This is a genomic window from Olleya sp. Hel_I_94, assembly GCF_007827365.1.
Taxonomy (GTDB): Bacteria; Bacteroidota; Bacteroidia; order Flavobacteriales; family Flavobacteriaceae; genus Olleya.
In genome coordinates, this window is the sequence record NZ_VISI01000002.1 from 2,871,301 (window position 1) to 2,884,857 (window position 13,557).

The 13,557-nt window shown below is 33.6% G+C and carries 9 protein-coding genes and 1 tRNA gene; 4 read left to right on the forward strand and 6 right to left on the reverse strand.

The window, feature by feature from the left end; all coding sequences use genetic code 11:
• Nucleotides 1-67 precede the first annotated feature (67 nt).
• From JM82_RS15960 to JM82_RS16475, 5 genes are all read right to left on the reverse strand, one after another.
• The gene (locus JM82_RS15960; protein WP_145006400.1) at nt 68-835 is read right to left on the reverse strand and encodes a M48 family metalloprotease; all 768 of its coding nucleotides are present in this window, start codon (nt 833-835) and stop codon (nt 68-70) included.
• Between the two features lie 22 nt (nt 836-857).
• Nucleotides 858-1,586: a M15 family metallopeptidase gene (locus JM82_RS15965; RefSeq protein ID WP_145006403.1), complete on the reverse strand. Its 729-nt coding sequence runs from the start codon at nt 1,584-1,586 to the stop codon at nt 858-860.
• Nucleotides 1,583-2,056: a GNAT family N-acetyltransferase gene (locus JM82_RS15970; RefSeq protein WP_145006406.1), complete on the reverse strand. Its 474-nt coding sequence runs from the start codon at nt 2,054-2,056 to the stop codon at nt 1,583-1,585. Before JM82_RS15970 ends, JM82_RS15965 begins: the two co-directional genes overlap by 4 nt.
• 179 nt (nt 2,057-2,235) lie before the next feature.
• Nucleotides 2,236-3,384 carry a gliding motility-associated C-terminal domain-containing protein gene (locus JM82_RS15975; RefSeq protein ID WP_145006409.1) on the reverse strand — a complete coding sequence of 383 codons (1,149 nt, stop codon included), beginning with the start codon at nt 3,382-3,384 and terminating at the stop codon, nt 2,236-2,238.
• Nucleotides 3,377-10,189: a collagen-like protein gene (locus JM82_RS16475; protein ID WP_145006412.1), complete on the reverse strand. Its 6,813-nt coding sequence runs from the start codon at nt 10,187-10,189 to the stop codon at nt 3,377-3,379. The genes JM82_RS15975 and JM82_RS16475 overlap by 8 nt, the downstream gene beginning before the upstream one ends.
• A 172-nt stretch (nt 10,190-10,361) precedes the next feature.
• Between JM82_RS16475 and JM82_RS15985 the strand changes: the two genes are divergently transcribed.
• Nucleotides 10,362-10,434, forward strand: a tRNA-Gly gene (locus JM82_RS15985).
• Between the two features lie 125 nt (nt 10,435-10,559).
• On the opposite strand, the gene pepE is transcribed toward JM82_RS15985, so the two are convergent.
• Nucleotides 10,560-11,267 carry a dipeptidase PepE gene (gene pepE, locus JM82_RS15990; protein ID WP_145006415.1) on the reverse strand — a complete coding sequence of 236 codons (708 nt, stop codon included), beginning with the start codon at nt 11,265-11,267 and terminating at the stop codon, nt 10,560-10,562.
• Nucleotides 11,268-11,376: 109 nt separating this feature from the next.
• Between pepE and JM82_RS15995 the strand changes: the two genes are divergently transcribed.
• Genes JM82_RS15995 through JM82_RS16005 form a run of 3 tightly spaced genes read left to right on the forward strand, consistent with a single transcriptional unit; the run spans nt 11,377 to nt 13,500 of the window.
• Nucleotides 11,377-12,186, forward strand: a complete 810-nt coding sequence (locus tag JM82_RS15995) for a carboxypeptidase-like regulatory domain-containing protein (protein ID WP_145006418.1) — start codon at nt 11,377-11,379, stop codon at nt 12,184-12,186.
• Between the two features lie 37 nt (nt 12,187-12,223).
• Entirely contained in the window at nt 12,224-12,940 is a 717-nt protein-coding gene (locus JM82_RS16000) for a hypothetical protein (protein ID WP_145006421.1), read from the forward strand.
• 59 nt (nt 12,941-12,999) lie between these two features.
• Nucleotides 13,000-13,500 (forward strand): DUF6702 family protein, encoded by a 501-nt coding sequence (locus tag JM82_RS16005; RefSeq protein ID WP_145006424.1) that lies wholly within the window; start codon nt 13,000-13,002, stop codon nt 13,498-13,500.
• The last annotated feature ends 57 nt before the right edge of the window (nt 13,501-13,557 follow it).

A 13,557-nucleotide genomic window follows, 5' to 3' on the forward strand; every position in this document is an offset into this window, starting at 1 on the left:
GTTTATACAAATATAAAAACAAAAGTCCTGCAATTGCAGGACTTTAAGGCTTATTTACTATATCGTTTTAGTTAAGACTATACTTTTTAATAGACGCTCTAATATGTTCAATGCGGTTGTCTGGGTCAGGATGTGTGCTTTGCATCTCTGGTTGTCTGTTAGGTCCTGCAGCACGTTTTAAAATTTCCATTACATCTATCATTTCTTCTGGATTATAGCCTGCACGAAGCATAAAACGTACACCTAAATCATCGCTTTCTAACTCATCATCACGACCATTGGTTAGTAATTTTGTCATTCCGTACTGTTGTATAAATCCTCCAGCATCAGCACCTACAGATCCAGCAGTTGATAGACCTTGCCAAAGCTCAGAATTTGCAATACGTTCTGCGCTATGTTTTCCTAGTACGTGACCAATTTCGTGACCTAAAACGCCAGCTAATTGGTCCTCGTTTTCTAATTGAGAAAATAAGGCGTATGTGATAAATATTTGTCCTCCTGGTAATGCGAATGCATTAATGGTATTTGGATCTGCTAGTAAGTGAAATTCATATTTATAAGGTGTGTCCTTAGCAATACTGTTGTTAACTAGCTTGTTTCCAACATTGTCTACTAAAGCTTGATAGTTTTCATTGGCATATAAACCACCATGTTGAGCAGCCATTTGATCGCGACTTTGTAATCCCATTTGGATTTCTTGATCTGGTGTCATGGATATGGCTTGTTTTTTTCCTGTGTAAGGATTTATTTCTTGTTGACTGCAATATTTAAAACCGAAAAAAGCAGCAATACATAAGCCAATTAATAGTCGTCCTTTTAAGTTTCCTCTCATTATATCAATGTGTTAATGCTACAATTTACAAAAGTTCTGGGTTAATATCTAAAATATTTTGAGAGATGTATTTGTTGATGAAATCTGCTGTAAATGAATCGATTCCGGATAATCCTTCAGTTTTTAATATTTCTGTGATATTTAAGTTTTTGTATGCTTTTAAATATGGAGTTGAAAGTGCCTTGTAGCTAAAGTGCCAAGGTTCGTATTTGAAGCCTTTACGATTAGCATTGTCAGTATATACTACATAAAAACCGTAAGTAGAAGCGTTAGTATCCATCCATTCTTTTAGCTTACAATATGGACCATTGTTATGATAGTTTTTAGGCAACAAAACATTGTTTGGCTGCTTAACATTGGTTTGGTAAATATCAATATCTGTTCCCCAATGATGACGTGATGTCCCAGGAATTGTAGAGTATTCTATTATTTTTTTGATATTATCATGACTAGATAATCCTTTTGCTTTATTGCTTTTAAATTTGCGTTCCCAAATGCGTTTTTGATGCGCAAAACTTCTGTAACTTGAAACTGTACCAATACTAATTCCGTCTTTTAAAGCTGCAGCTTGCATTTTTTTAAAGGCTAAATGGGCTTCTTCTCTTAGATTATATCCGTTTCCAAATAATTGAGGGTTACCTTTTCCTATTAATTCTTGTTCAGAAATACTAGATTGATTAAATGCAAGTTGTGGTAGTGTAGCTATTGAAATTACAATAAATACTATAAAGTTTAATAGTGTGTTTTTTTTCATTTTATAGATTTGTGCATGACGTAATGTGGTCCAACTTTTGGGATGTCAAAAATTTCTCCAATAGTTTCAAAACCATTGTTTTTATAAAAATTTAAAGCTTTAATTCTGGCATTAAACCATAGTCTATCAATTTTCTTAGTTTGTAAAAACTGAACGCCATAATTTAGTAGCTGTTTGCCAAAATGCTTGCCTTGATAGTTTTCTAAAACACCCATAGCGCGCAGTCTGTATTGTGTTTTATCATTAAATAAAGGAGAGCAATCCGCAACAAATGTGCTTACAGCAACTAAATTGTTTTTGTAATACAATCCAAAATGATATGTGTTTTCTAAATCATCTTGCTGAATATAACAGGCTTCAATAGGTTTTCCGTGTCTTAGTACAGCATGTCTAATAGGTATGGTTGCTTTACCAGAAATTTGTTTTATAATTATATCGGTATTTATAATCTGATTTAAGTTAGGTTGCATATCGTTAAGTCTATTAATCTTGTGAAAGTCACATGTCAAAATTAACTAATTTTGACTTAAATTATAGCTATGGCTTTTTGCTTTACAGAATTAAAAACTCAAGCATTATAAAAAAACACCCTTTGCATAAATTCATTATGGCAAAGGGTATTAGTTTTATTGTATAATACTTCTAGATTTTAATAAGTTATATAAATATATCCTGAATAACTCTTGTTGTCATCGGTAAGTTTTAATACGTAAAAATAAGTGCCCACAGGTAATTTTTCGCCTTGATTACCAACTACAGTTTTATTAGATACGCCATTAAAGGTATTATCGTAATTTTCGGTTTCGTAGACAATTCTTCCCCAACGGTTAAAAATTTGTAGATTATTTTTAAATAACTCGACACCTTCTATTATAAAGTTTTCATTTAATCCATCATTATTTGGACTTATACCATTGTAGACCGTTAGTCCATCGCTACCAATTAAGGCTCCAAAAGTTATAATTTCATAATCTTCAGGAGTAAAAACAAATGAATTTATAGTACCATTATTAAGGGTTCCAGTTGTTGCGGAATTACCAAGGTCTAGCCATCTGTTTTCAGTCTTACTCCAACCAACAACTCTTAAATTTATAAGATCCGTAACTAAGTTGTTTATTTGGCTTTCTTGGTCCCAAGTTAATGTGATATAAGTTGCTGTACGTCCATTAAAGTCCCAAAATTCTTCAGTACTGACAGCATTTATAATTCCCTCAGAATTGTTTGTGTCAAAGGTGTTGCTGAAAGTAGAAGGGAAGTTAGGGTCTTCATTAAAATAAGCTGCAGTAAATTTTTCTAATGCTAATTGAGACGGAGTAATTAACGGTCTAAGTTTATCATCTTGTCCTATAGGAAAGTTGAAGGCTTCAGTGCTAATTACTGTAGCATAACCGTCGACATGTCTTAGGTCATCTTCTAGTGTATAAATGGCATTGTCAAAGTATTCAAGCGAAACTTCTGGAGTTTCACGTGGTGTAATAATGTCTCCAATTAAATAGTCTAAGCCATTTGTTACTTGTGTACTAATCTCTAAAAATAAATGATTGTCAACCGCAACTTCCATATCATAAAACCTTGGAATGCTAGTTCCTGAAATGGTTAACGGATTGTCTTCGTTGTAAAATCCAGCAACTCCTAAGTTTTCATTAAATGCGCCATCATTTTCTAGATTAGTATGAAATCCAATTTCTCCTTGGTTGTGTATTTGAACGTTTCCAAAATTGTGAAATGCAGTTTGTGTATTTCCATTTTGAGAAAATAAAATCGCTAACACTATTATAATGTGATGTAACTTATTCATATGCTGTGAAGATTACAAGTATGTTTTCAGTTCTATTATCTACATTTACAGTAAACCCAGTAGGATTAAATGAAACAAAACTAGCTGAAGTTAGTCCTAAATTATCTCCGTTATTATTAGAGTACCTTATTCCAATACAATGAGAACTTGAAGCGTAACGAGAGATATCGTTAATTGAAGAACCACTACCTCCAACATATATAACTTGTTGCGTCGTACCTCTAACATATCCCGTCATAGATCCAAAAGAATTATTAAATCCATTATTGTTATTTCCTAAGCCATTATCAGCATTTATATTTTCACTTTCTACATTAGGATATGCTTGAAAGCTAATTTGAGAAGGTTGAAAAGGAAGACCAGTGATTGTTTGATTTCCTGTTGCAGAGATTATAAAATGTCCAATATATGTACCTGAAGGACCAACAGGACCTTGTGGACCAGTTGCACCATCAGCACCATCAGTTCCTGGAATACCCTGAGGACCTTGTGGACCAGTTGCACCATCTACACCATCAACCCCTGGAGCACCTTGAGGTCCTTCAGGTCCTGATGTTACAGGTATATTGATTGTTCCTCCACCATTACTAAGAGTGACATCCTGTCCACTAATAGATAATGTTTGAATTTCATTAGTTGCATCAATGTCTTCATCAGCAGTAATATGATCCGCTATTGCAGTTTCATTAGCAGTAATTGCTGTGTCTTGAGTTATTTGTTCAGCTTCTAAAGTATCAATACTATCTGTGTTGGTTGTAATGTTTGCAGTATTGTCAGCTATAGTTGTGTTTTGAGTAATCTGTTCAGCTTCAATAGCATCAATATCATCAGCGTTTTCTGTGATTTGAGATTGTAAAGCGGTATCATCAAAAGGAGTAACGCTTAAATCAAAGTCATTACCATTAGCCGTAATAGCAACAGAACCATCAGTAGATTCTACTGTTTGAATTTCATTAGTTGCATCAGTGTCTTCATCAGCAGTAATGTGATCCGCAATTGCAGTTTCATTAGCAGTAATTGCTGTGTCTTGAGTTATTTGTTCAGTTTCTAAAGCATCAATATCATCAGCATTTTCTGAGATTTGAGATTGCAATGCAGCATCATCAAAAGGAGTAACACTTAAATCAAAGTCATTACCATTAGCAGTAACAGCAACAGAACCATCAGTTGATTCTACAGTTTGAATTTCATTAGTTGCATCAATGTCTTCATCAGCAGTAATATGATCCGCTATTGCAGTTTCATTAGCAGTAATTGCTGTGTTTTGCGTTATTTGTTCAGTTTCTAAAGCATCAATACTTTCTGTGTTAGTTGTAATGTTTGCAGTATTGTCAGCTATAGTTGTGTTTTGAGTAATCTGTTCTGCTTCAATTGCATCAATATCATCAGCGTTTTCTGTGATTTGAGATTGTAAAGCGGTATCATCAAAAGGAGTTACGCTTAAATCAAAGTCATTACCATTAGCAGTAACAGCAACAGAGCCATCAGTCGATTCTACTGTTTGAATTTCATTAGTTGCATCAGTATCTTCATCAGCAGTAATATGATCCGCTATTGCAGTTTCATTAGCAGTAATTGCTGTGTCTTGAGTTATTTGTTCAGCTTCTAAAGCATCAATACTATCTGTGTTGGTTGTAATGTTTGCAGTATTGTCAGCTATAGTTGTGTTTTGAGTGATTTGTTCAGCTTCAATAGCATCAATATCATCAGCGTTTTCTGTGATTTGAGATTGTAAAGCGGTATCATCAAAAGGAGTTACGCTTAAATCAAAGTCATTACCATTAGCAGTTACAGCAACAGAACCATCAGTCGATTCTACTGTTTGAATTTCATTAGTTGCATCAGTATCTTCATCAGCAGTAATGTGATCAGCTATTGCAGTTTCGTTAGCAGTAATCGCAGTATTTTGCGTTATTTGCTCAGCTTCTAAAGTATCAATACTATCTGTGTTAGTTGTAATGTTTGAAGTATTGTCAGTAATAGCAGCATCTTGAGTAATCTGTTCTGCTTCAATAGTATCAATATCGTCTGCGTTTTCTGTGATTTGAGATTGCAATGCAGTATCATCAAAAGGAGTTACGCTTAAATCAAAGTCATTACCATTAGCAGTAACAGCAACAGAACCATCAGTTGATTCTACAGTTTGAATTTCATTAGTTGCATCAGTATCTTCATCAGCAGTAATATGATCCGCTATTGCAGTTTCATTAGCAGTAATCGCAGTGTCTTGCGTAATTTGTTCAGCTTCTAAAGCATCAATACTATCTGTGTTGGTTGTAATGTTTGCAGTATTGTCAGCTATAGTTGTGTTTTGAGTAATCTGTTCTGCTTCAATAGCATCAATATCATCAGCGTTTTCTGTGATTTGAGATTGAAGTGCAGTGTCATCAAAAGGTGTAACGCTTAAATCAAAGTCATTACCATTAGCAGTAACAGCAACAGAACCATCAGTAGATTCTACTGTTTGAATTTCATTAGTTGCATCAATGTCTTCATCAGCAGTAATATGATCCGCTATTGCAGTTTCGTTAGCAGTAATAGCAGTGTTTTGCGTGATTTGCTCAGTTTCTAAAGCATCAATACTATCTGTGTTGGTTGTAATGTTTGCAGTATTATCAGTAATAGCTGCATCTTGAGTAATCTGTTCTGCTTCAAGAGCATCAATATCATCCGCGTTTTCTGTGATTTGAGATTGCAATGCAGCATCATCAAAAGGTGTAACGCTTAAATCGAAGTCATTACCATTAGCAGTAACAGCAACAGAACCATCAGTAGATTCTACTGTTTGTAATTCGTTAGTTGCATCAGTGTCTTCATCAGCAGTAATATGATCCGCTATTGCAGTTTCGTTAGCAGTAATTGCTGTGTCTTGAGTTATTTGTTCAGCTTCTAAAGCATCAATACTATCTGTGTTAGTTGTAATGTTTGCAGTATTATCAGTAATAGCTGCATCTTGAGTAATCTGTTCTGCTTCAAGAGCATCAATATCATCCGCGTTTTCTGTGATTTGAGATTGCAATGCAGCATCATCAAAAGGTGTTACACTTAAATCAAAGTCATTACCATTAGCAGTAACAGCAACAGAACCATCAGTAGATTCTACTGTTTGTAATTCGTTAGTTGCATCAGTATCTTCATCAGCAGTAATATGATCCGCTATTGCAGTTTCGTTAGCAGTAATCGCAGTGTCTTGCGTAATTTGTTCAGCTTCTAAAGCATCAATACTATCTGTGTTGGTTGTAATGTTTGCAGTATTGTCAGCTATAGTTGTGTTTTGAGTAATCTGTTCCGCTTCAATTGCATCAATATCATCAGCGTTTTCTGTAATTTGAGATTGTAAAGCGGTATCATCAAAAGGTGTAACGCTTAAATCGAAGTCATTACCATTAGCAGTAACAGCAACAGAACCATCAGTAGATTCTACTGTTTGAATTTCATTAGTTGCATCAGTATCTTCATCAGCAGTAATATGATCCGCAATTGCAGTTTCATTAGCAGTAATAGCAGTATTTTGCGTGATTTGCTCAGCTTCAATAGCATCAATATCGTCCGCGTTTTCTGTGATTTGAGATTGTAAAGCGGTATCATCAAAAGGAGTTACGCTTAAATCAAAGTCATTACCATTAGCAGTAACAGCAACAGAACCATCAGTCGATTCTACTGTTTGTAATTCGTTAGTTGCATCAATGTCTTCATCAGCAGTAATATGATCCGCTATTGCAGTTTCGTTAGCAGTAATAGCAGTATCTTGAGTTATTTGTTCGGCTTCTAAAGCATCAATACTATCTGTGTTGGTTGTAATGTTTGCAGTATTGTCAGCTATAGTTGTGTTTTGAGTAATCTGTTCTGCTTCAAGAGCATCAATATCATCAGCATTTTCTGTGATTTGAGATTGTAAAGCGGTATCATCAAAAGGAGTTACGCTTAAATCGAAGTCATTACCATTAGCAGTTACTGCAACAGAACCATCAGTAGATTCTACTGTTTGTAATTCGTTAGTTGCATCATTATCATTATCAGCTATAGAAAACGTAGTAGAGACATTGTCTTCATTTATATAAGTAAAAGTTTGATTTCCGTTATCAGTAAGAGAAGTCGTCGTTTCTAATGAAGAAATGTCGAAAGTAATCGGGTTTCCATCATTATTATCAAATGTGAAACTTCCATCTGTGTTTTCTGTTAAAGTAGCTTTACTAACTATATCAATAGTTCCATCAGGTTTAATTAAGCTAAATGTCCCGTTATTGTTATCAATTAATTGAATGTTATCTACATAAGACTTAGGGGTTGCATCAGTTGCATTAATAGGGTTTCCAAGATCAGTAACGGTATTTCCATTCATGTCTAGATTTCCAACCATAGTATCTCCAGTTACGTTTACATATCTAGGATCATATAGCGCTGCGTTAAAAGGATCAATTGCAATCCATTCCATATTATCTGCATCATATATGTAAGTGTTTCCTACTTGAGCTGGATCTGGAGAGTCGCTGTTTACTACATATATATCTCCTTCTTGTGGTGTTCCACCAATTTCAATGGTGTCAAAATCTCCTGTTGAAGTAGTTGGTCCAGTATATACGTTTCCAATTGGGATATTTACATTACCGCTTTCGTCCGGAACACTTCCGTTTACTGTTGCTACTCTTGGACCATAAACCCATTGTGAACCATCCCAGTAAATTTCGTCATTAGCATTTACTCCATCTGCAAACATTGGTAACGTAATTTGTCCTGTTAAATCTACAGCGTTATCAGCAGTTGCGGGATTAGATAAAACTAATTCTGGACCGTTTAGTGAAAGATCTTGAAGCTCATTAGTTGCATCAGTATCTTCATCAGCAGTAATGTGATCCGCAATTGCAGTTTCATTAGCAGTAATTGCTGTGTCTTGAGTTATTTGTTCAGCTTCTAAAGCATCAATACTATCTGTGTTAGTTGTAATGTTTGCAGTATTGTCAGCAATAGTTGTGTTTTGCGTAATTTGTTCTGCTTCAATTGCATCAATATCATCAGCGTTTTCTGTGATTTGAGATTGCAATGCAGCATCATCAAAAGGTGTTACACTTAAATCGAAGTCATTACCATTAGCAGTAACAGCAACAGAACCATCAGTCGATTCTACTGTTTGTAATTCGTTGGTTGCATCAGTATCTTCATCAGCAGTAATATGATCTGCTATTGCAGTTTCATTAGCAGTAATCGCAGTGTTTTGCGTTATTTGCTCAGCTTCTAAAGCATCAATACTATCTGTGTTAGTTGTAATGTTTGCAGTATTGTCAGCAATAGTTGTGTTTTGCGTGATTTGTTCTGCTTCAATTGCATCAATATCATCAGCGTTTTCTGTGATTTGAGATTGCAATGCAGCATCATCAAAAGGTGTTACACTTAAATCGAAGTCATTACCATTAGCCGTAATAGCAACAGAGCCATCAGTAGATTCTACTGTTTGTAATTCATTAGTTGCATCAGTGTCTTCATCAGCAGTAATATGATCCGCTATTGCAGTTTCGTTAGCAGTAATTGCTGTGTCTTGAGTTATTTGTTCAGCTTCTAAAGCATCAATACTATCTGTGTTAGTTGTAATGTTTGCAGTATTGTCAGCTATAGTTGTGTTTTGAGTAATCTGTTCTGCTTCAAGAGCATCAATATCATCCGCGTTTTCTGTGATTTGAGATTGAAGTGCAGTGTCATCAAAAGGAGTAACGCTTAAATCAAAGTCATTACCATTAGCCGTAATAGCAACAGAACCATCAGTAGATTCTACTGTTTGAATTTCATTAGTTGCATCAGTATCTTCATCAGCAGTAATGTGATCCGCAATTGCAGTTTCATTAGCAGTAATTGCTGTGTTTTGCGTTATTTGTTCAGCTTCTAAAGCATCAATACTATCTGTGTTAGTTGTAATGTTTGCAGTATTGTCAGCTATAGTTGTGTTTTGAGTAATCTGTTCCGCTTCAATTGCATCAATATCATCAGCGTTTTCTGTAATTTGAGATTGTAAAGCGGTATCATCAAAAGGTGTAACGCTTAAATCAAAGTCATTACCATTAGCAGTAACAGCAACAGAACCATCAGTAGATTCTACTGTTTGTAATTCATTAGTTGCATCAATGTCTTCATCAGCAGTAATATGATCCGCTATTGCAGTTTCATTAGCAGTAATAGCAGTGTTTTGAATTGTTTGTTCAGTTTCTAAAGCATCAATACTATCAGTATTTGTTGTAATGTTTGTAGTATTGTCAGTAATAGCAGTGTTTTGCGTGATTTGTTCTGCTTCAATAGCATCAATATCATCAGCATTTTCTGTGATTTGAGATTGTAAAGCGGTATCATCAAAAGGAGTAACGCTTAAATCATAGTCATTACCATTAGCAGTTACAGCTACAGAACCATCAGTAGATTCTACTGTTTGTAATTCATTAGTTGCATCTGCATCTGCATCACTTAAAGAAATTATAGTGTTTGTTCCAGATTCGTCTGTATACGTTAGTGTGCCATCATTATTAGATACAATTGAAGTAACCGTTTCACTAGCCATGACATCAACACATAGACTATTCCATGCATTATTATTAAACTGAAATAAACAATCTTCATCAGTGTTATAGGCTAATGCACCTTCAAGAGGTGTGATAGCATTCATTTGTGCAGTTGTAATCCTTGTAACGACAAGCGTTTTGGTTGTGCTTTCTAATTCAAGTACTGAATTTTGGTCAATGTTTTGAGGATTATCACCAATCTTGACTTGGGCTAAAGCATTTGTCGTGATTAGGATTGTCAGAATTAGTAGAATTTGTTTCATCTAAGGGGGTTTTTTATGTAAACATATGTTTTATAACTCTATATCTACGTAAAAACAGTCCTTTGCGTTTTATGTATCGATGAAGTGTTTAAAATAATCGATAAAAAACAAAATAAAAATTGAAATAATACTTGTTAATCTAACAATTAGTACTATTTTTGCCACCGGAAATGCGAGAGTAGCTCAGTTGGTAGAGCGTCAGCCTTCCAAGCTGAATGTCGCCAGTTCGAACCTGGTCTCTCGCTCAAAAGCTTCATCATAACGATGGAGCTTTTTTTTTGGAATACAGTTAGATGTTATTTATTCTATATCATCTAACTGTATTCTATAGGGTTTAAAGTTAGCTTTCAATAAAGTTCATACTTTAGTTTTATTTTAATTCATTTAAAAAAGTGTCTGTTTCAATTTCATAAGGCTCACTTCCATGTTCAAAAACTCTAGCATTTAACACACCTTTTAATTGAATAGATTGCCCTTTTACTTCTAACCAACTACCTTCCCTAAGTCCAACAACCGGTTGTGTGTTAAATTTATGAAACTCTTTTATCCTAGTTTCTCTAGTTTCTCCCATATGTTTACTTGAAGGATCTGGATCTAAATAATGAGGGTTAATATTAAATGGCACAAAGCTTAGTGTTTTAAAACTTGGCGGATAAACAATTGGCATATCATTGGTAGTACACATGGTTAGACCACATATGTTACTTCCAGCACTTGTACCTAAATAAGGGGTTCCGTTTTTAACAGCAGCTTTTAAGGGATTGATCAACTTAAATTTATACAACGCATTAACTAAAACAAAGGTATTTCCGCCACCTGTAAAAATACCCTTAGCAGTAGTAATAGCTTCTACTGGATTTTTAAACTCGTGTAATCCTTTTACTGTAATACCAATTTTAGAAAAAGCTTTTGCTGCTTTTTTTGTGTATTCATCATGCGTTATACCACTTGGTCTCGCATAAGGTATAAAAACAATGTCGTCTATATTTTTAAAATGAATTTTTAAATCGTCTAATAAATAGTCTAAATATTGACCAGAATGAAGGGTTGAAGTACTTGCGATTATTAATTGCTTCATAATTTTAGTTTTTGTAAATTTAGGTATTAGAAGCTTTTAACAAAAGATTATAGATGCTTAACATAATAATTTAGTCTAAAAGTTTTTAATTTACCTAAAATCAACCAACATGAAATCATATATTATTGCATTTTTTCTTTTAGCTTTTAGTTTTGCTAATGCTCAAGACAGCACCAGAGTCGAGCTTAAAGGTAAGGTTATTGTCGCGTCTCCAGATTTAGAAGGCATAACCATTTATAATTCGTCTTCAAATAAAGGAACAGTAACTAATGCCGACGGAGAGTTTACTATTAGTGCAAAACTTAATGATAAAATTAGTATTTCGGCTTTACAATTTAAAGATTTTACGGTGTTGGTCGCTCAGGAGGTTTTAGACTCTAAACAAATGAATGTCTTTTTAGTAGAACAAATTAATAAGCTGGATGAGGTTGTTATTTTGCCATACGATTTGTCCGGAATTTTAGATGAAGACATTGCAAACGTCGAAACCTTTAATCCAGATTTAGACGCTATTTATTTTGGAATTGGTGATATTAGTCTTTACGAGTTTGCTGATGACGAATATAGTAAAGTAGAAAATTTAGCAGCTATGAGTCAGAACGATAGATTGCGATACCAAGCCAACGGAATGTTAATTTTAGGTAGCTTAGTAGATTTGATTTTTAGTAAAAAAAATAAAAATAAAAAGGAGACCAAAGAGGTTTTATACCAATCTTCAACTTTAAGTGATACTTATGATCATAAATATTTTACAGACAATTTTAATATTCCGGAAGCTAAAGTAGAAGCCTTTATGGCTTATGTTGAAAGTAATAATTTTGATGTTAATTTATTGAATAAAGGTAACGAAATGCAATTAATAGAGCATCTTAATACAGAAAGCAAAAACTTTTTAAAAGAGAAAGTTGAAAAAAAATAGGTTTTTTTTATGTTTCATGTTATTTGTGATGTTTCAAATGATACACGCTCAGACTGTTGAGCTAAATGGGACAATCACTGCTGAAGACGATATTGAAAGTATTCATATATTAAATAAAACCTCTTTAACTAATGCAACATCAAGCAAAGACGGAAGCTTTGTTATCAAGGCTAAATTAAACGATACCATTATATTTTCTGCAGTACAATATACATTACTAACCAAAGTAGTTAGTCAAGAGGATATAACTTCAAAAACAATAGCAGTTACTTTAAAATTACAAACCAATCAATTAGACGAAGTTTTTTTAAAAAGGTCTTTGTCAGGAAATTTAGAAGACGATTTGTTGCTTCTAGAGGCTAAACCAGTAATCAATTTTTATGACGTAGGCATACCTGGATACCAAGGAAAACAAAAAACATCTGCCGAAAGAGTCTTACATGAAGCAACAACAGGAGGAGGTTTTATACCATTAAATCCATTGTTAAACGGTATATCAGGTCGTACTAAAAAGCTAAAAGAAATTGTAAGACTAGAAAATGATGATGCCTTATTGGTAAGACTTAAAAACGACCTAAAAGAAGCTTTTTTTAAAGACAATGCTTTAGACAAAAAACACCATATAGATTTTTTTTACTTTGTACAAGAAGATCCAGACTTTAGAAGTGTTTGTAGCAAAAGTAATTTAGATGCTTTAGCTTTTTTTCAAAAGAAGTTAGACCAATACAAAACAAATTTAAACACTAAAGAATAAATAATTATTTGGAATACTTTTTGCCATTAATCCATTAGATTTGTAACTACATTATACTTATGAAAACACTAAAACAGCTTTTATTTATAACCGTATTTGCGCTATTATCATTTACATCAGTGCACAAATACTATGTAAGTATCACGCAAATTGAATACGTAAAAGAGAAACAATCACTTCAAATTATTTCAAGAATTTTTGTAGACGATTTTGAAAAATTAATACGTAAACGTTACGATAGTAATATTACTTTAAATAATGGTGGTAACGAGGAGGTTATCAATCAATACGTTAAAAAGTATTTGTTAGAAAAAATTGAAATTTCGATAAATGATGAGCCAAAAAAAATAACATTTATAGGAAAAAAATATGATGACGATATAATGTATTGTTATCTAGAAATAGAAAACATTGCATCAATCAAGAGTTTTGAAATAAAAAATAAAGTGTTGTTTGATCTATTTGACGATCAAAAAAACATTGTACGCACCAATATTAACGACAAAAATAAAACCTTTGTGTTGATAGCAGAGAAAGATAAAGGTTTGTTAAACTTTTAACAAAGATTTTAAACAACGTTAATTTTTGTTAAATTCACGTTCTTAAAGTAACAAACT

What these genes read in the sequence shown, in the direction of transcription:
- JM82_RS15975 (WP_145006409.1), bottom strand. Translation starts at nt 3,384, where the DNA reads ATGAATAAGTTACATCACATTATAATAGTGTTAGCGATTTTATTTTCT.
- JM82_RS15970 (WP_145006406.1), bottom strand. Translation starts at nt 2,056, where the DNA reads ATGCAACCTAACTTAAATCAGATTATAAATACCGATATAATTATAAAA.
- pepE (WP_145006415.1), bottom strand. Translation starts at nt 11,267, where the DNA reads ATGAAGCAATTAATAATCGCAAGTACTTCAACCCTTCATTCTGGTCAA.
- JM82_RS16475 (WP_145006412.1), bottom strand. Translation starts at nt 10,189, where the DNA reads ATGAAACAAATTCTACTAATTCTGACAATCCTAATCACGACAAATGCT.
- JM82_RS16005 (WP_145006424.1), top strand. Translation starts at nt 13,000, where the DNA reads ATGAAAACACTAAAACAGCTTTTATTTATAACCGTATTTGCGCTATTA.
- JM82_RS15995 (WP_145006418.1), top strand. Translation starts at nt 11,377, where the DNA reads ATGAAATCATATATTATTGCATTTTTTCTTTTAGCTTTTAGTTTTGCT.
- JM82_RS15965 (WP_145006403.1), bottom strand. Translation starts at nt 1,586, where the DNA reads ATGAAAAAAAACACACTATTAAACTTTATAGTATTTATTGTAATTTCA.
- JM82_RS16000 (WP_145006421.1), top strand. Translation starts at nt 12,224, where the DNA reads ATGATACACGCTCAGACTGTTGAGCTAAATGGGACAATCACTGCTGAA.